This window comes from Streptomyces sp. NPDC019890 (assembly GCF_044903445.1).
Taxonomy (GTDB): domain Bacteria; phylum Actinomycetota; class Actinomycetes; order Streptomycetales; family Streptomycetaceae; genus Streptomyces.
Map to the genome: position 1 here is coordinate 705,815 of NZ_JBJDQK010000001.1, position 18,699 is coordinate 724,513.

Genomic DNA, 18,699 nt, shown 5'->3' on the forward strand with positions numbered 1-18,699 from the left:
GCGCCGGCGCCGGTGCCGGCCGCACACGGGGCAGCGTCAGCGTCGGGGAGTCTTGCACGTGCAAGGGTTCGCCCCCGTTTTCTTCTTGGTGGCCCGCTTCACGATTCCCCGTCCCAACAAGCCCCGCACGCGGCTCCCTCCCTTGGTCATTCCTTCACTTACTTGACGGCCTGACCCACCCGCGACGTTTCATCAGGGGTCGTAAATTTTCTGTGCAGCCTGGCACCGGCATGCTCAAATTCCGGCGAAGGGGACCAGGCGGCCGAGGGAAACAGGGCCGAGGGAAACAGGCAGGAGCCGGCGGCGCAGCCCGCAAAGTCAACGCCGCCGCGCGGGACGGCCCTTGGCCGTTGCGGGGCACCCAGCAGGTGGCCCCTCAGCGCGCGGTCTGCGCGTGGACGTACTCGACGAGACGCGTCAGCGCGTCCGGGTCGGTCGTCGGCAGGACACCGTGGCCCAGGTTGAAGATGTGCCCCTCGAGCCCGGCCGCGGCGTCCAGCACCTCGCGCGTCTTGGCCTGAACCGCCTGGGTCGAGGAGAAGAGAACCGCCGGGTCCAGGTTGCCCTGGAGCGCCTTGCCCGGGCCGACCCGGCGCGCGGCCTCGTCCAGCGGGACGCGCCAGTCGACGCCGACGACGTCCGCGCCCGCCTCGCCCATCAGACCGAGCAGTTCGCCGGTACCCACGCCGAAGTGGATGCGCGGCACTCCGTACGAGGCCACCGCGTCGAAGACCTTGGCGGAGGCGGGCAGCACCGAGCGCCGGTAGTCGGCGGGGGCCAGCGCGCCCACCCACGAGTCGAAGAGCTGGACGGCGCTCGCGCCCGCCTCGATCTGCACCTTGAGGAAGGCGGAGGTGATCTCGGCGAGCCGGTCGAGCAGGTCGGCCCAGAGCTGCGGGTCGCCGTACATCAGCGCCTTGGTGTGCTCGTGGTTGCGCGAGGGGCCGCCCTCGACGAGGTAGCTCGCGAGGGTGAACGGCGCGCCCGCGAAACCGATGAGCGGCGTGGCGCCCAGCTCTCCGGTGAGCATCCCGATGGCCTCGGTGACGTACGAGACGTCCTCGGGCGTCAGATCGCGCAGGCGCGCCAGGTCGGCGCGGCTGCGGATCGGCTCGGCGACGACCGGCCCGACGCCCGGCTTGATGTCGAGGTCGACGCCGATGGCCTTCAGGGGCACGACGATGTCGCTGAAGTAGATCGCGGCGTCCACCCGGTGGCGGCGCACCGGCTGGAGCGTGATCTCGGTGACGAGCTCGGGCCGCATGCAGGACTCGAGCATCGGGATGCCCTCGCGGACCTTGAGGTACTCGGGCAGTGAGCGCCCCGCCTGACGCATGAACCAGACCGGCGTGTGCGACACCGGTTCACGCCTGCACGCCTTCATGAAGGCGGAGTCGTACGTCTTTGTCGGCTGGCCCGTCGGGCTGTCGTTGGCGCTCACGTCCAGAATCTTCGCACGTACACCTGAAGTGGCCGCCCCGGGCCGGGTGTCCCTCCCTGCGCGAAGCCCCCGTTCCGCCTACTCTTCCCCGCATGGCTGCGGCTCAGGGACATTTTTCCGATCATTCCAACGGCGCTGAGGACACGGACAGCGCGGAGGGGAATGCCGTCCCGCGCGCGTTCCGTCTGGCGGTCGAGGCGCTGCGGGCAGCGCGGTTGCGCCCGGAGATCGAGGTGGACCCGACGCGCCCGCCGCAACGGCTCGCCCCGCATGCGTACGCCCTTGAGGCGGCGGTCGTCGACGGTGACGATGACCTGGCGGACGGACGTCTGGTGCTGCTGCACGATCCGGCCGGCCATGAGGCCTGGCAGGGCACCTTCCGGCTGGTGACGCTGGTGCGCGCGGAACTGGAGCCGGAGATGGCGGCCGATCCGCTGCTTCCGGAGGTCTGCTGGTCGTGGCTGACGGGCGCGCTGGAGGCGCGCGGTCTTGCGTACGGGGAGCCGAGCGGCACCGTCACCCGCGCGGGGTCTCACTATTTCGGTGGACTTGCCGAGCGCCGCCCGGCGACGCAGATCGAGATCCGGGCGTCATGGACGCCGCGCGAGGGCCGGGGCGGGGTTCCCGACTCGGCCGCGCACCTTGCGGCCTGGTGCGATCTGCTCTGTCAGATCGCGGGGCTGCCGCCGTCGCCGGCCGGTCCTGCGGACGCGGGGACGGGTGTGGTCTCGCTGCCGCAGCGGCGGGGTCCGCAGCGTCCGTGACGGAAGACCCGGGGCAACAACCAGGAGACTGAGCGAGAGACGCCGTCGACCGCCCTCGCCCGGTCGCGGCAACCTCGGCAGCCGCGCGCACGCGGGCGCGCACGCCCGTCGGAGCGCCTCGCGCGCGTCCGCCAGTCAGCTCGTTCGTAGGATGATCGATCACGCGTCCTAATTGCCCCAATTGTTACTAACCAAATCGTGATCATTCTCTAAAGGCGGGCGGGTTCGCTGCCGAAGAGGTCTGTGACCCTAACTGCACGGTTCGCCCCCGGCTTTCCCCGAGCCGGCTCCGTCCCGCACCTTCCCCCCAGGAGGCCTGGTGTCCGTTCTTCTCGAGCAGCCCGCAAGCCTGGTCGCCTACCGCCCGAACAAGCCGACGGCCATGGTCGTCGTGGCCGACCCGCGCGTCCGCTCCACCGTCACCCGCCACCTGTGGGCACTCGGAGTACGTGACGTCATCGAGGCTTCGTCCATCGCGGAGGCCCGTCCCCGCGTCGGCAACCCGCGCGACATCTGCGTTGCCGACGTCCACCTGCCCGACGGTTCCGGGCTGACCCTGCTGTCCGAGACCCGAGCCGCGGGCTGGCCCAACGGCCTCGCCCTCTCCGCGGCCGACGACATCGGCGCCGTACGCAACGCACTCGCGGGCGGCGTCAAGGGTTATGTCGTCACCGGCACGCGTACGAACATCGGGCACCCGACCCGTCCCGGCGCCGCCCCCATCGGCGCCGCGGCAGGCCGGATGCACCGCCGCCCCCCGGGTGCCCCGAGCCACCCGGGCGGCTACCGCGAGCTCTCCGGCCGTGAGGTCGAGGTGCTCCGTCTGGTTGCGGAGGGCCAGTCCAACAAGGCGATCGGCGTCTCGATGGGCCTGTCCGCGCTGACCGTCAAGAGCCACCTCGCCCGTATCGCACGCAAGCTCGGCACGGGCGACCGCGCCGGGATGGTGGCCGTCGCCCTGCGCACGGGCATCATCCACTGAATCGTTCCCCCACTCATTCGCGCCCGTCGACGGAACGTTCCGTCGACGGGCGCCGTCCGTTCACGGATACCCTTGACACGTGACCGACGCCCAAGAGACCGCAGCAGAGACCGCACTGCGAACCACCGGGGGCGCTCCCCCGGACGACGTCGAATCGGCGCCGATCCCTTTGCTGGAGCCCCGTGAAGGCATTCCGCCGGTGGTCGCCGACGACGACGCGCTGGCCGAAGTGATCGCCGCCTTCGCCGCCGGCAGCGGCCCCGTCGCCGTGGACGCCGAGCGCGCCTCCGGTTATCGATACGGGCAGCGGGCCTATCTCGTCCAGCTGCGCCGCGAGGGCGCGGGCAGCGCGCTCATCGATCCGGTCGGCTGCCCCGACCTGTCCGGGCTCGGCGAGGCCCTCGCCGGTACGGAGTGGATCCTGCACGCGGCCACCCAGGACCTGCCGTGCCTGCGCGAAATAGGCATGGTCCCCACCCGGCTCTTCGACACCGAGCTGGCCGGGCGGCTCGCGGGCTTTCCGCGGGTGGGGCTCGGCGCGATGGTCGAGTCCGTCCTCGGGTACGCCCTGGAGAAGGGCCACTCGGCGGTCGACTGGTCTACCCGTCCGCTTCCCGAGCCGTGGCTGCGCTATGCCGCGCTCGACGTGGAGCTGCTGATCGATCTGCGCGACGCACTGGAGAAGGAGCTGGAGCGGCAGGGCAAGCTGGAGTGGGCCCGCCAGGAGTTCGAGGCGATCGCCTCGGCCCCTCCGCCTCCCCCGCGCAAGGACCCCTGGCGTCGTACGTCCGGGATGCACAAGGTGCGCCGCCGTCGTCAGATGGCGGTCGTACGCGAGCTGTGGACGGCCCGCGACAAGGTGGCGCAGCGGCGCGATGTATCGCCGGGCAAGGTGCTCAGCGACGCCGCGATCGTCGAGGCGGCGCTTGCCGTGCCGGCGACCGTCCCGGCGCTGACCGCGCTGCCCGGGTTCGGCCACCGGATGGGGCGGCGTCAGCTGGAGCAGTGGCAGGCGGCCGTCGACCGGGCCAGGGCACTGGCCGACGCCGAACTCCCGCAGCCGGGCCAGCCGCTCAACGGCCCGCCGCCGCCGCGCTCCTGGGCCGACAAGGACCCGGCGGCCGCGGCCCGGCTCTCCGCGGCGCGCGCGGCGGTCTCCGCACTCGCCGAGGAGCTGAGCATGCCGCAGGAGAACCTGATCACGCCGGACACGGTGCGCCGGGTCTGCTGGGAGCCGCCGTTCGAGCCGACGGCGGAGGCGGTGTCACAGGCGCTGGCGGGGCACGGCGCACGCGCGTGGCAGATCGAGCTGGTGGCCCCGCTGCTGACGGACGCGCTGACGGCGACGCCGGCGTAACCGGGGGCGCGGGCGGACGCCTGCGGCGGGCTGCTCCCGGGGGCTCCGCCCCCGGACCCCCGGTCCTCAATCGCCGGACGGGCTTGTTCCTCACGCCCACGGGGGGCGTAGGGGGAGGGTCTGGGGCGGAGCCCAGTACGTGTGACGTACCGCTCCCGTCCCCAGGGGTGTGCAGGCTGGTTACCCGCAAGTAGCATGACGTGAGGAAGCGCGCGCTTAGCCGCGCGCCCGCAGCAGTGCCACCCCGCACCCTGGAGGAGAGCCATCGTGCCTCGTACCGTCAGGGATGTCGTCTTCGTCGACGGCGTCCGCACCCCGTTCGGCAAGGCGGGCCCGAAGGGCATTTACCACGAGACCCGTGCCGACGATCTCGTCGTGAAGGCCATCCGGGAGCTGCTGCGGCGCAACCCGGACCTCGACGCCCAGCAGATCGACGAGGTCGCCATCGCCGCGACCACGCAGATCGGTGACCAGGGGCTGACCATCGGCCGGACCGCGGGCATCCTCGCGGGTCTGCCGCAGTCGGTGCCGGGCTACTCCATCGACCGTATGTGTGCCGGCGCCCTGACCGCCGTGACCGCGGTGGCGGGCGGCGTGGCCTTCGGTGCGTACGACGTCGCCATCGCCGGTGGTGTCGAGCACATGGGCCGCCACCCCATGGGCGAGGGCGTCGACCCCAACCCCCGCTTCGTGTCGGAGAAGCTCGTCGACGAGTCCGCCCTCTTCATGGGCATGACCGCCGAGAACCTGCACGACCGCTACCCGCACATCACCAAGCAGCGCGCCGACGAGTACGCCGTGCGCTCGCAGGAGAAGGCCGCCAAGGCGTACGCCAACGGCAAGATCCAGCAGGACCTGGTGCCGATCTCCGTACGCCGGACCAACCCCGAGGCCGGCGAGACCGGCTGGGGCCTGGTCACCGCCGACGAGCCGATGCGCCCGGGCACGACGCTGGAGAGCCTGGCCGGTCTGAAGACGCCGTTCCGTGTGCACGGCCGCGTCACCGCCGGTAACGCCGCTGGTCTCAACGACGGTGCCACCGCGTCGATCATCGCCTCCGAGGACTTCGCGCGCGAGAACAACCTGCCGGTCAAGATGCGCCTGGTCTCGTACGCCTTCGCGGGCGTCGAGCCCGAGGTGATGGGCTACGGCCCGATCCCCGCGACCGAGAAGGCCCTCGCCAAGGCGGGCCTGTCGATCGAGGACATCAACCTCTTCGAGGTCAACGAGGCGTTCGCCGTTCAGGTCCTGGCGTTCCTGGACCACTACGGCATCGCGGACGACGACGCGCGCGTCAACCAGTACGGCGGCGCCATCGCGTTCGGCCACCCCCTCGCCTCCTCCGGCGTACGTCTGATGACGCAGCTGGCGCGGCAGTTCGAGGAGCAGCCGGAGGTCCGCTACGGCCTCACCACCATGTGCGTCGGCTTCGGCATGGGCGCGACGGTCATCTGGGAGAACCCGCACTTCGACGGAGGCAACAAGTGAGCGAGCGCAGCGAGCGAACAATGAGAGGGTGCAGCACGTGCGAGTGCTCGACCGAGCGAAGCGAGGGAGCGGCATGAGCACCGCTGAACTCCTGAAGGGCGCGGCCGAGCTGTTCCCGGACGAGGTCGTCACGCAGGCGCACGTACGCCACCTCGACCTCCCCGCGGGCGCGGGCAAGTTCGCGCTCATCACGCTGGACAACGGCCTGGACCACACCAAGCCGACCACCTTCGGCCCCCAGTCGCTGGCGAACCTGAACGCCGCCATCGACCAGGTCGAGAAGGAAGCGACCGAGGGCTCGATCGTCGGCGTCGGCATCACCGGCAAGCCGTTCATCTTCGCCGTCGGCGCCGACCTCAAGGGCGTCGAGCTGCTGAAGCGGCGCGAGGACGCGCTCGCCATCGGCAAGGGCGGCCACGACGTCTTCAAGCGGCTGTCCGCCCTCGCGGTCCCGACGTTCGCGTACTACAACGGCGCGGCGATGGGCGGCGGTGTCGAGGTCGGTCTGCACTGCTCGTACCGCACCGTCTCCAAGGCGATCCCGGCCTTCTCGCTGCCCGAGGTCTTCCTCGGCCTCGTCCCCGGCTGGGGCGGCTGCGCGATCCTGCCGAACCTGATCGGCGCGGACCGCGCGGTCTCGGTGATCATCGAGAACTCGCTCAACCAGAACAAGCAGCTGGGGGGCGCCAAGGTCTTCGAGCTGGGCATCGCCGACGCGATCTTCGAGGGCGCGGACTTCCTGGAGCAGTCGCTGATCTGGACGGCGTCCGTCCTCAAGGGCGACACCGCGGTCGAGCGTCCCGAGGTCGACCGTGGCGAGGCCTGGGACCAGGCCGTCGCGCGCGGCCGCTTCATCGCCGACTCCAAGGTGCACGGCGCGGCCCCGGCCGCCTACCGCGCGCTGGACATCATCGCCGCCGCCAAGAACGGCGACCTGCAGGCGGGCTTCGACGCCGAGGACTCCGCCCTTGCGGACCTGATCATGGGCGGCGAACTGCGCAGCGGCATCTACGCCTTCAACCTGGTGCAGAAGCGCGGCAAGCGCCCGGCCGGTGCGCCGGACAAGTCGCTCGCCCGCCCGGTCACCAAGGTCGGCGTCGTCGGCGCGGGTCTGATGGCCTCGCAGCTGGCGCTGCTCTTCCTGCGCCGCCTCGAGGTGCCGGTCGTGCTGACCGACATCGACCAGGAGCGCGTCGACAAGGGTGTGGGCTACGTCCACGCCGAGATCGAGAAGCTGCTCGGCAAGGGCCGGATCAACCAGGACAAGGCCAACCGCCTCAAGGCCCTGGTCACCGGCGTACTGGACAAGGCCGAGGGCTTCTCCGACGCCGACTTCATCATCGAGGCCGTCTTCGAGGAGATCGGCGTCAAGCAGCAGGTGTTCGCGGAGGTCGAGGCGGTCGCCCCGGCGCACGCGATCCTCGCCACCAACACCTCCTCGCTGTCGGTCACCGAGATGGCATCCAAGCTCCAGCACCCGGAGCGCGTGGTCGGCTTCCACTTCTTCAACCCGGTCGCGGTCCTCCCGCTGCTGGAGATCGTCCGCGGTGAGAAGACGGACGACGCGTCCCTCGCCACCGCCTTCGGTGTCGCGAAGAAGCTCAAGAAGACCGCCGTACTGGTCAAGGACGCCCCGGCCTTCGTGGTCAACCGCATCCTGACCCGCTTCATGGGCGAGATCCAGAACGTCATCGACGAGGGCACCCCCATCGAGGTCGCCGAGAAGGCCGTCGAGCCGCTGGGTCTGCCGATGTCGCCGCTGGTTCTGCTGGAGCTGGTGGGCCCGGCGATCGGCCTGCACGTCTCCGAGACCCTCAACCGGGCCTTCCCGGACCGCTTCACGGTCTCCGAGAACCTGGCTGCGGTCGTCAAGGCGGGCAAGCGCGGCTTCTACGTCTACGACTCCGGCAAGCCGGAGCTGGACCCGGAGGTCGCCGCCCTCCTCAAGCAGGGCGAAGTCGTCCTGACCGAGGAGGAGACCCGCGAGCGCGTGCTGAACGCGGTGGCGCAGGAGATCGGTCTGATGCTGGACGAGGGTGTCGTGGCCGAGGCCCAGGACATCGACCTCTGCCTGATCACGGGTGCCGGCTGGCCCTTCCACCTGGGCGGCATCACGCCGTACCTGGACCGTGAAGGCGTCTCCCAGCGGGTGAACGGCAAGCCGTTCCTGGCGCAGGGCGTCGCGAGCGTCCCGGCGTAACGCGTCAAGCAGGCGGCCCCGGCACCGATATCGGTGCCGGGGCCGCCTGCTGTGTGCTCAGCGCCTGGTCCGGCTCAGTGCTCGGGCCGGCTCAGCGCCTGGTCCGGCTCGGCGCTCGGGCCGGCTAGTGCTCGGTCCGGCTCAGTGCCTGGTCCAGGCCTCCATGGCCAGACCGGACTCGTTCGTCTTCTGCCGGGTGATCCGCAGGCTGCCGTCCTGGCCGAACGCGGCGAGCACCACGCGCCCGTCGGCGTCGACGGCGAGCGCCGGAGCGCCCACGCACGCCTCTCCGGTGCCGGTCCAGACCGCACCCGCGGACTCGGTCTCGGTCGGGTAGGCCGCGAGGGCGGGCCGCCCGTCGGCGTCCCGGTGGGCCATGAGCGTGCAGTCGTGACCGTCCACGTGGGCCCGCAGCAGCGCGACCGGCCCTGACCCCGTGCCGCCGCCCAGTGGCTCGGGCACATTGTCCTGCCGCCAGGCGTGCACCTCGGCGGACTTGTCGTCGCGCCAGAAGAAGGTCAGCCGGCCCTCGCCGGTCGGTACGGCGGACACCGAGCCGTCCTGGACCTGCGAGGGGATGTCGGCGTCCCTGGTGAAAAGAGGCTCGTCGCCGTCCTGCACCCAGCGCATGATGCCGTCGCGGGCGGGCGCGAGGATCTCGGCGCGGCCCCCGGCGGCCGCGCCGGCGGCCAGTCGGCCGTGGGCCCCGCTGCCCTTCAGGTCGACCCAGCCGGTCCACGAGCCGGTGCTGGTCTGGCTGCGCCCGCACACCCCGCCGCCGGCGTTGCGCACGAAGACATGGACATTGCCCACGCCGTCAACGACCGCCGCCGGACGGCCTATCTGCCCGGCGAGCCCCAGGTCATTCGGATAGGGGGTGCCCAGCGGCTGCCACTCCTTGACCGGACGGGCCGACTGGTACTGGATCGAGTGGACGACGTCCGTACGGACCTGGCCACCGCCGGCCGGGGTCTGCAGCACACCGAAGAGGTGCACATAGCCGTCCGCGCCCTGGGCGAGCGAGAGATACGGCAGCAGGCCGTCAGCCTTGGCGACCAGCTCGGGTCCCGACCACTGGGGACCGGCCGGCCTGGTCTCGGTCCAGCGCAGCACACCCCCCGGGGTGGGTGCATACGCCGTGAGCCGACCGTCCTTGCCGAGCAGCAGCCAGCCGGTGGCTGTCGGACTGCCGTCCTCCGCAGTGCTGACCGGGACGTGGTTCCGCAGCGGGGTGGAAACCTCGCGAGTCCGGCCCGCTTCTCGCCTGGATCTTCGCGCAGGCCCCAACGCCATGGCTCACCGGCCACCTTTCCTGATGAGAACCGCACTGAGCGGCCGAGTACAACGCTCCATGAAGTCCTGCGACAATAACACCCAGCCGGGCAGGGAATTTTTGGGGATTTCTGATGCGAACACTGGTGATCGTCGACGCCGCGAATGTGATCGGTTCAGTCCCTGACGGGTGGTGGCGCGACCGCCGCGGGGCCGCCGAGCGGCTGCGCGACCGGCTGGCCGGATTCGAGGCTTCCGGGCTCCCCGGGCATCCCGGCCCCGTCGAGATCGTGCTGGTCGTGGAGGGGGCCGCCCGCGGAGTCGAGAGTGTGCCGGGCGTACGGGTCGAGTCCGCGCCGGGCAGCGGCGACGTCCGGATCGTGGCGCTGGCGTCCGCCCGTGAGACGGGCCGGGCGTGTGTGGTCATCACGGCTGACCGGGAGTTGAGACGGCGCGTGGAGGCGCATGGGGCGCAGTACCTGGGGCCGCGGGCGGTTCAGCTGCCCGGCGGCCGTACGTAGGCGCCAGGCCCCGCAGGATCCGGCGCCGGACACCCCCTAGAACACGGCTTCCTTGCCCACCTTGCCGAGGCGGCTGTTCCTGCGCCCGTAGAGGAAGTACACGACGAAGCCAATCAGCATCCAGACGGCGAAGCGGAGCCACGTCTCGCCCGGCAGGTTCAGCATCAGCCAGAACGATGCGGCGATCGACAGGATCGGGATGAACGGCACCCACGGCGTGCGGAACGAGCGGGGCAGATCGGGGCGGGTGCGGCGCAGGACCATCACACCGACGGCCACGACGACGAACGCGAAGAGAGTGCCGATGTTCACCAGGGTCGCGAGCTCGTTGATGCTGGTGAAGCCCGCGATGACGGCGATGAGGACGCCCAGCAGGATGGTCGGGCGGTACGGGGTCCTGAAGCGCGGGTGCGTGATGGAGAAGAAGCGGGGCAGCAGACCGTCGCGGCTCATCGCGAAGAACACGCGCGTCTGCCCGAGCAGCAGGATCAGACACACGGTGGTGAGGCCGACGGCGGCGCCGAAGCTGATGGCGCCGGCGTACCAGGGGTGACCGGTGGCCTTGAAGGCGTCGGCGAGGGGCGCGCTGACCGACAGCTTGGTGTAGTGCTGCATGCCGGTGACCACGAGCGAGACGGCCACGTACAGCACCGTGCAGATGAGGAGCGAGCCGAGGATGCCGCGTGGCATGTCGCGCTGCGGGAACTTGGTCTCCTCGGCGGCGGTGGCCACGACGTCGAAGCCGATGAAGGCGAAGAAGACGACGGAGGCGGCGGTGAAGATGCCCATGACGCCGAAGTTGGTGGCTTTGTAACCGAAAATCAGCTGAACCATGGGGGCGTCTTCCCAGCCCAGCCCGCCCTTCGGGGTCACCGCCTCGGGGATGAACGGCGAGTAGTTGTCGCCCACGATGAAGAACAGCCCCGCGATGATCACGATCATGACCACCGTCACCTTGATGGCCACGACAACCGTGGTGATGTTGGCGGACAGCTTCATGCCGACCACCAGGATCGCGGTCAGCACCAGGACCAGCAGGAAGGCCAGGAGGTCGAAGGTCCCGCCCGGTACGTCGGGGCCTTCCAGCGCATTCGCCAGATGCCAGCCCGCGTTGTCCATCAGAGAGCGCACATAGCCGGACCAGCCGACCGCGACGACGGCCGTGCCCAGCGCGAATTCGAGGACCAGGTCCCAGCCGATGATCCAGGCGGGCAGCTCACCGATGGAGGCGTACGCGAAGGTGTACGCCGACCCGGCCACCGGGACGGTTGAGGCGAACTCGGCGTAGCACAGGGCCGCCAGCGCACAGACGATGCCGGCGGCGACGAAGGCGAGGGCGGTCGCGGGTCCCGCGTTCTCCTTGGCCACCTTTCCGGTGAGGACGAAGATGCCGGTGCCGATGATGACACCGACGCCGAAGACGGTCAGATCCCATGCCGAGAGGGACTTCTTGAGGGCATGCTCCGGTTCTTCGGTGTCGCGGATCGACTGCTCGACCGTCTTGGTCCTGAACAGCCCGTTCCCGCGCGGGCCCGTGTCCTGCTGCGTACTCACCGGCGTACCTCCACGCACTCGTCGTGAACGCCATGATTCGGACATTGGCGGCCCGACTGAGCTCCGTACGGGTGGATTTCACGCGAATGGGCCGGTCGGACCACCCATACAGGGTGACCGACCGGCCCATCGGCAACAGGAAACCGGGCCCGGTGGCTTCCGCTCAGTCGCGCGCGGGCTCCACGGCTTCGTTCTCGTACCGCCCGTCCAGCTTGGAGACCAGGCCGGTGACCTGCCGGGCGATGTCCGGGGCGGTCAGGCCGATCTCCGCCATGACCTCCTTGCGGGAGGCGTGGTCGAGGAAGCGCGGCGGGATGCCGAAGTCGCGCAGCGGTACGTCGACGCCGGCGTCGCGCAGGGCCTGGGAGACCGCGGAACCGACGCCGCCGACACGGCTGTTGTCCTCGACGGTGACCACGACGCGGTGCTGCTCGGCGAGCGGCGCGAGCGCCTCGTCGACCGGCTTGACCCAGCGCGGGTCCACGACGGTGGTGGAGATGCCCTGGGCGTCGAGCAGGTCGGCGATCTCCAGGCACATCGGAGCGAGCGCGCCGACGGAGACGAGCAGGACGTCGGGCCGGTCGGTGTCCGCGTTGCGCAGGACGTCCATGCCGCCGACCCTGCCCAGGGCCTTCACGGCCGGGCCGACCGCACCCTTGGAGAAGCGCACCACGGTGGGCGCGTCGTCCACCTCGACGGCTTCGCGCAGCTGGGAGCGGACCTGGTCGGCGTCGCGCGGGGCGGCGATCCGCAGCCCGGGGACGACCTGCAGGATCGACATGTCCCACATGCCGTTGTGCGAGGCGCCGTCGGTGCCGGTGACGCCCGCGCGGTCCAGTACGAAGGTGACGCCGCACTGGTGCAGGGCCACATCCATCAGCACTTGGTCGAAGGCGCGGTTGAGGAAGGTGGCGTACACGGCGAAGACGGGGTGCAGTCCGCCGGTGGCGAGGCCGGCGGCGGAGACCGCGCCGTGCTGCTCGGCGATGCCGACGTCGTAGACGCGGTCCGGGAAGGCCTTGGCGAACTTGTCGAGACCGACCGGCTGCAGCATCGCGGCGGTGATCGCGACGATGTCCTTGCGCTCCTTGCCGAGCTCGACCATCTCCTCGCCGAAGACCGAGGTCCAGTCGAGGCCTGAGCTGGCGATCGGCAGGCCGGTGTCGGGGTGGATCTTGCCGACGGCGTGGAAGCGGTCCGCCTCGTCCTGGAGGGCGGGCTGGTAGCCGCGGCCCTTCTCGGTGAGGCAGTGGACGATGACGGGGCCGCCGAAGCGCTTGGCTCGGGCCAGGGCGGACTCCAGGGCCTCGATGTCGTGGCCGTCGATGGGGCCCACGTACTTCAGGCCGAGGTCCTCGAACATGCCCTGCGGGGCGATGAAGTCCTTCAGGCCCTTCTTGGCGCCGTGCAGGGTCTCGTAGAGCGGCTTCCCGACGACGGGGGTGCGCTCCAGGATGTCCTTGCCGCGGGCCAGGAAACGCTCGTAGCCGTCGGTCGTACGCAGCGTGGCGAGGTGGTTGGCGAGGCCGCCGATCGTCGGGGCGTACGAGCGCTCGTTGTCGTTGACGACGATCACCAGCGGGCGGTCCTTGGCGGCCGCGATGTTGTTCAGCGCCTCCCAGGCCATGCCTCCGGTGAGCGCACCGTCGCCGATGACGGCGACGACGTGGTCGTCCTTCTTCAGTACCTCGTTGGCCTTGGCGAGGCCGTCGGCCCAGCCGAGGACCGTCGATGCATGGGAGTTCTCGATGATGTCGTGCTCGGACTCGGCACGTGCGGGGTAGCCGGAGAGGCCGCCCTTCATCTTGAGCCGGGAGAAGTCCTGGCGGCCGGTGAGCAGCTTGTGGACGTAGCTCTGGTGGCCGGTGTCGAAGAGAACCTTGTCCTTCGGCGAGTCGAAGACACGGTGCAGGGCGATGGTCAGCTCGACCACACCGAGGTTGGGACCGAGGTGACCGCCGGTCTTGGAGACCGCGTCGACGAGGAAGGTCCGGATCTCGGCTGCCAGCCGATCCAGCTGCTCCGGGCCGAGCCGGTCCAGATCGCGCGGTCCCGTGATGCGGGTCAGCAACGCCACCCGTGCCTCCTTGCAGTTGTGCGGTCCAGCTTGCCGGTTCGCCGAGTCTAATGTTCCGCCTGCTACGCCGGTCGGCGGGCGGTGCGATCTACATCACGATCACGCCATCGGGTGAAACACAGAGGTGCCCGGCACCGCGAACGGTGCCGGGCACTCCTGCGGAGCCACGGTCAGGCGCGGCCCGCGGTCTTCTGGGTCTTGCGGGTGATGGAGTCGATCACCACGGTCGCCAGCAGCACGCCACCGGTGATCATGTACTGGATCGGCGTGGCGATGCCCTCCAGCGCGAGCCCGTACTGGATCGAGACGATCACCATGACACCGAGCAGCGCGTTCCAGGTCCGGCCGCGTCCGCCGAAGAGGCTGGTGCCGCCGATGACGGCCGCCGCGATGACGTTCATCAGCAGGTCGCCGGCGCCGGCGCTCTGGTTGGCCGCCGCGATCTTCGAGGCCCAGAACAGGCCGCCGATGGCGGCGAAGGTGCCCGCGATCGCGAAGACCGAGATACGCACCGCCGTGACGTTGATACCCGCACGCCGGGAGGCCTCGACGCTGCCACCGAGCGCGAAGATCTTGCGGCCGTACGTGGTGCGGCGGAGCACGAAGTCCGTGAGAACCAGCACCGCCAGGAACAGGACCAGCGCCAGCGGCAGGCCCTTGTACTGGTTGAACATGACCGCCCCGGCGAACGCGATCACACCGAGCACCACCGTACGGAAGACGGTGTCGCTCAGCGGCCGGGACGGGATGCCGGCCTCCGCGCGGCGGCGGTTGTCGAGGTAGGACGACAGGAAGAAGCCCGCGACCGCGACCGCGGCAAGGCCGTAGGCGGCCGCCACGTCCGAGAAGTAGTACGTGGTCAGCTTGCCGACCACGCCGTCGCTGTCCAGATTGATGGTGCCGTTCTCGCCGAGCAGCTGGAGCATGAAGCCCAGCCAGAACAGCAGACCGGCCAGGGTGACGGCGAACGCGGGCGCACCGATCCTGGCGAAGAAGAAGCCGTGGACAGCGCCGATGGCCGCGCCGCTCGCGATCGCGACGATCACCGCGAGCCACTCGTTCATCCCGTGGGTGACGGTCAGCACCGCGACGATCGCGCCGGAGACACCGCTGACCGAGCCGACCGACAGGTCGATCTCGCCGAGCAGCAGCACGAAGATGATGCCGACGGCCATCATGCCGGTGGCGACCATCGTCACGGCGATGTTGCTGAGGTTCTGCGCCGAGAGGAAGTTGGAGTTCAGGCTCTGGAAGATGATGCAGATGATGATCAGGCCGATGACCACGGGGATCGAGCCGAGATCACCGGCGTGCAGCTTGCGCCGGAACTCCGAGACGTAGCCCTTCAGGCCCTGCTCACGTACGAGCAGCCGGGGGTCGACCGCCGTGACCGCGTCGTGCGCGGCCTCCGGGTTCACGACGGGCGCGTCGGTGGGGGTGGAGGTCTTTTCGGTGTTCACTTCGAAACCTCCGTGCTGCGCGCCGCACGGCGGGTCACGGCGTTGTCCGTGGCGCCGGTGATGGCGGAGATGATCTCTTCCTGCGAGGTGGACTTGACGTCGAAGACACCGTTGTTGCGGCCGAGGCGCAGCACGGCGACCTTGTCCGCGACGGCCTTGACGTCCGCCATGTTGTGGCTGATCAGGATCACGGCGTGGCCACGCTCGCGCAGCCGCTCGACGAGGTCGAGGACCTGGGCGGTCTGCTCGACACCGAGGGCGGCGGTGGGCTCGTCGAGGATGACGAGCTTGGGCTCACCGAGCATGGAGCGCGCGATGGCCACTGTCTGGCGCTGACCGCCGGAGAGCGAGGCGATCGGGATACGGACGCTGGGGATGCGGATCGACAGCGTGTTGAGGAGCTCCCGGGCGCGGCGCTCCATCTCCACCTCGTTGAGGATGCCGCGCTTGCGGATCTCCCGGCCGAGGTAGAGGTTTCCGACGACGTCGATGTTGTCGCACAGCGCGAGGTCCTGGTAGACGGTCGCGATGCCCAGGTTCTGGGCGTCGTGCGGCCTGTTGATCGAAACGGCGTCTCCGTCCCACTCGATGACGCCCTCATCGATGGGATGCACGCCGGCGATCGTCTTGACCAGCGTGGACTTTCCGGCGCCGTTGTCGCCCACCAGGGCGACCACTTCACCGGAGTGGACCTCAAGCTCTACGTCGGTGAGCGCCTGAACGGCACCGAATCGCTTGGAGACCCCGCGCAACGCCAGCACGGGCGTAGCGGACACGTGAACCATCTCCTTCGCCGCCTGACCGGCGGGGATTCCGCGCCGGGGGACCGGGCGCGGAGGCTGAGCAGAAGCGAACAGTTGTGGAGAAGCGTTTCTGTCCGGCGTCCCGCCTCGATAGCGGGGGCTGGAAGGGGCGGAACGCCGGACAGGCTTCCAGGGGTGGTAAGACCCGTGCGACCCCGAGGGCGATGAGACCCTCCGGGCCGGGGGAACCTACTTCAGGCCGATCGCGTCGCAGGCGGCCTTGTACTTCGGGGTGCAGATCTGGGCGACGGTGTAGACGCCGTCCTTGACGACCGTGTCCTTGATGTTGGCCTTGGTCAGCGAGACGACCGGGACCAGCACCGAGGGGATCTTCTTGGTGGTCGGGCTGTCGACGTCCGACTGGGCCACGGAGTCGAGCTTCTCGCCCTTGGCGAGCAGAACGGCCATCTGCGCGGCCGCGGCGGCCTCCGGAGCGTACGGCTTGTAGACGCTCATGTACTGCTCACCCGCGACGATGCGCTGCACACCGGCAAGCTCGGCGTCCTGGCCGGTGACCGGCGGGAGCGGGGAGAAGCCGGCGGCCTTGAGGGCCGTGATGATGCCGCCCGCCATGCCGTCGTTGGCGGAGTAGACGCCGATGATCTTGTCCTTGCCGAGGGCCGAGATCGCGGCCTCCATGTTGGCGTTGGCGTTCTCCGGCTTCCACTCCTTGGTGTCGTACGACTTGCCGACGTTCACCTTGCCGTTGAGCTCGGCCAGCGCGCCCTTCTTGAACAGGGCGGCGTTCGGGTCGGTGATCGCGCCGTTCATCATCACGATCTGGCCGTCCTTGGCCTTGGCACCCAGGGCCGCCAGCAGGGCCTTGCCCTGGACGTGGCCGACCTCTTCGTTGTCGAACGAGGTGTAGGCGTTGATCGGGCCCTCGGCCAGGCGGTCGTAGGCGACGACGGGGATGCCGGCCTCCTTGGCCTTCTTGATACCGCCGGCGATGGCCTTGGAGTCGACCGAGTCGACGATGAGGGCGTCCACCTTGTTGGTGATCATCGTGTCGATCTGCTGCGTCTGCAGGGTGGCGTCCTGCTTGGCGTTGGCGTAGACGACCTGGGCCTTGCCGTTGGTCAGCTCGCTGATCTTCTTCTCGATGAGCGGCTTGTCGAACTGCTCGTAGCGCGCGGTCTGGTTCTCGGGCAGGAGCAGACCGATCTTGATGTTGTCGCCCTTGGCCGCGCCGCTCGACTTCGTCGTCTCGCCCGACTCCTTGGCGCTGCCACAGGCGGCGAGGGACACAGCCATCGTGGTGGCGGCTACAGCTACGGCGGCACGACGCATACGCGTGTTCATCTTCGAAACCTCCCTGACGAGGCCGCGTCGCTGCGGCCGAGGTGGCTGGAAGTCAACTCGGCCCCGCCGCCAGCGTCAAGGAGTAAATCCTTAACGAGATGACAACGGTGCCATTCGTTATCTAAGTGAAGACAGGTGCCCCGGCTGGGAGCGAGCTGTCCAGAAGGGTCGAATCGCCCATTTCGCTGAGCACGAGGGCCAGTGAGCCAAGTACCTCGGCACGCCCTCCGAGCGCCCCGGGAAGGACGGACAACTGGCGTGCCGCGCTGGGAATCGCGTACCGGGATACCGACTCTCGGATCGGTCCAAGAACCAATTCTCCCGCTTCGGCGAGATTTCCGCCCAGCACGACGCGACTCGGGTTGAGCAGATTGCACAGATTGGCCACGCCGCTGCCGATGTGCCGTCCGACGTCGGCGATCACCCGGCGGCAGCCGGGATCGCCCTCACGGGCCAGCTGGACCACGCGCTCCATGGTCAGATCGGCGCCGTGACTGGACTGCAGCAGCGGCAGTACATAGCGGGCCGCGGTGAAGGTCTCCAGGCAGCCGCGGTTGCCGCAGCGGCAGACCGGGCCCGACTCGTCCAGCGTGATGTGGCCGATCTCGCCGGCGGTGCCGCCGGGACCGCGGTAGATCTGGCCGTCTATCACCAGACCGGCGCCGACACCGCTGGCGACCTTGATGTACGCGAGGTCCCGCACCCCTCGGCCGCTGCCCCAGACCAGCTCGCCCAGGGCGCCGAGATTGGCGTCGTTGTCGACGTACACGGGCACGCCGAGCCGCCCGGAGAGCTCCTCGCTGGGGTTGATGCCGGTCCAGCCCGGCAGGATCGATGTGGAGCCGAGCGTGCCCGATTCCACGTCGATGGGGCCCGGCACGCCGAGGCCGACGCCGATCACCTTGTCCGGGCTGATGCCGGTCTCCGCGATCAGCCGGTTGACCAGCTGTTCCGCCCGGCCGAAGCCCTGCGCGGAGGAGGCGTCCACATCGAGCGGCTCGGACTCCTCGGCCAGCACCTGATGGGCGAGGTTGCCGACGGCGACGCGCAGGTGGGTGTGACCGAAGTCGACGCCGATGACGATGCCGGCGTCACCGCTGAGGGAGACGCTGCGGGCCCGGCGGCCGCCCGCCGAGGTGGGCGTCACCTCGACGGTTCCGCCGTCCTTCAATTCGCGAACAATGTTGGAGACCGTGGCCGCGGAGAGGCCGGTACTCCTCGCGATCTCCGCCTGCGTGAGCGAGCCGGCCATGCGCACGGCGCGCACGACCCGCTCGAGGTTGGCCCGGTGCAGAGATGTCTGCGATCCCGGAGTCTCCATCGACTCATCCACTCCTGCCCCCGGTGGGCGGCGCGACGACCGCCCCCGGCCGGGGTCACTGCGACGAGACCCCGACGTTTCTCCAACTTGTGAACTCTAAGCTCAATGCCCGGGGCTTATCGCGTCAAGACCTTGAGCGGTGACAACCACGGATGAG

Annotated in this window: 14 protein-coding genes; 6 read left to right on the forward strand and 8 right to left on the reverse strand. The window is 69.7% G+C overall.

All coding sequences use genetic code 11. From position 1 onward, the window contains the following. Window positions 1-376: 376 nt before the first annotated feature. Window positions 377-1,441 carry a uroporphyrinogen decarboxylase gene (hemE, locus tag ACI2LP_RS03170; RefSeq protein ID WP_404722800.1) on the reverse strand — a complete coding sequence of 355 codons (1,065 nt, stop codon included), beginning with the start codon at window positions 1,439-1,441 and terminating at the stop codon, window positions 377-379. A gap of 92 nt (window positions 1,442-1,533) precedes the next feature. Between hemE and ACI2LP_RS03175 the strand changes: the two genes are divergently transcribed. The 5 genes from ACI2LP_RS03175 to ACI2LP_RS03195 all read left to right on the forward strand — a co-directional run bounded on the left by ACI2LP_RS03175 (window position 1,534) and on the right by ACI2LP_RS03195 (window position 8,232). Next, window positions 1,534-2,205, forward strand: coding sequence for a DUF3000 domain-containing protein (locus tag ACI2LP_RS03175; protein WP_404722801.1), 672 nt, complete (start codon window positions 1,534-1,536; stop codon window positions 2,203-2,205). A 319-nt stretch (window positions 2,206-2,524) separates the two neighbouring features. Beyond that, window positions 2,525-3,187: a response regulator transcription factor gene (locus ACI2LP_RS03180; protein ID WP_108153209.1), complete on the forward strand. Its 663-nt coding sequence runs from the start codon at window positions 2,525-2,527 to the stop codon at window positions 3,185-3,187. A 79-nt stretch (window positions 3,188-3,266) separates the two neighbouring features. Then, entirely contained in the window at window positions 3,267-4,544 is a 1,278-nt protein-coding gene (locus ACI2LP_RS03185; protein WP_404722802.1) for an HRDC domain-containing protein, read from the forward strand. A 267-nt stretch (window positions 4,545-4,811) separates the two neighbouring features. Then, complete coding sequence (locus tag ACI2LP_RS03190) at window positions 4,812-6,032, forward strand: thiolase family protein (RefSeq protein ID WP_404722803.1); 1,221 nt, start codon at window positions 4,812-4,814, stop codon at window positions 6,030-6,032. Window positions 6,033-6,105: 73 nt separating this feature from the next. Continuing rightward, entirely contained in the window at window positions 6,106-8,232 is a 2,127-nt protein-coding gene (locus ACI2LP_RS03195; RefSeq protein WP_404722804.1) for a 3-hydroxyacyl-CoA dehydrogenase NAD-binding domain-containing protein, read from the forward strand. A 141-nt stretch (window positions 8,233-8,373) separates the two neighbouring features. On the opposite strand, the gene ACI2LP_RS03200 is transcribed toward ACI2LP_RS03195, so the two are convergent. Next, entirely contained in the window at window positions 8,374-9,525 is a 1,152-nt protein-coding gene (locus ACI2LP_RS03200) for a hypothetical protein (RefSeq protein ID WP_404722805.1), read from the reverse strand. A gap of 113 nt (window positions 9,526-9,638) precedes the next feature. Between ACI2LP_RS03200 and ACI2LP_RS03205 the strand changes: the two genes are divergently transcribed. Further along, a complete protein-coding gene (locus ACI2LP_RS03205) occupies window positions 9,639-10,025 on the forward strand; it encodes an NTP pyrophosphohydrolase (RefSeq protein ID WP_404722806.1) in 387 nt (128 codons plus the stop codon). Window positions 10,026-10,061: 36 nt separating this feature from the next. Here the strand turns inward: ACI2LP_RS03205 and ACI2LP_RS03210 are convergent, their stop codons facing one another. The 6 genes from ACI2LP_RS03210 to ACI2LP_RS03235 form a co-directional block, all read right to left on the reverse strand. Then, entirely contained in the window at window positions 10,062-11,579 is a 1,518-nt protein-coding gene (locus tag ACI2LP_RS03210) for an amino acid permease (RefSeq protein ID WP_404722807.1), read from the reverse strand. Between the two features lie 163 nt (window positions 11,580-11,742). Then, a complete protein-coding gene (gene dxs, locus ACI2LP_RS03215) occupies window positions 11,743-13,656 on the reverse strand; it encodes a 1-deoxy-D-xylulose-5-phosphate synthase (protein ID WP_404722808.1) in 1,914 nt (637 codons plus the stop codon). A 170-nt stretch (window positions 13,657-13,826) separates the two neighbouring features. Further along, window positions 13,827-15,116, reverse strand: a complete 1,290-nt coding sequence (locus ACI2LP_RS03220; protein WP_404722809.1) for a sugar ABC transporter permease — start codon at window positions 15,114-15,116, stop codon at window positions 13,827-13,829. Beyond that, the gene (locus tag ACI2LP_RS03225) at window positions 15,113-15,901 is read right to left on the reverse strand and encodes an ATP-binding cassette domain-containing protein (RefSeq protein ID WP_404722810.1); all 789 of its coding nucleotides are present in this window, start codon (window positions 15,899-15,901) and stop codon (window positions 15,113-15,115) included. The genes ACI2LP_RS03220 and ACI2LP_RS03225 overlap by 4 nt, the downstream gene beginning before the upstream one ends. Before the next feature lie 207 nt (window positions 15,902-16,108). Further along, window positions 16,109-17,221: a substrate-binding domain-containing protein gene (locus ACI2LP_RS03230; protein ID WP_404722811.1), complete on the reverse strand. Its 1,113-nt coding sequence runs from the start codon at window positions 17,219-17,221 to the stop codon at window positions 16,109-16,111. 121 nt (window positions 17,222-17,342) lie between these two features. Further along, entirely contained in the window at window positions 17,343-18,542 is a 1,200-nt protein-coding gene (locus ACI2LP_RS03235; protein ID WP_404722812.1) for an ROK family protein, read from the reverse strand. Window positions 18,543-18,699 lie beyond the last annotated feature (157 nt).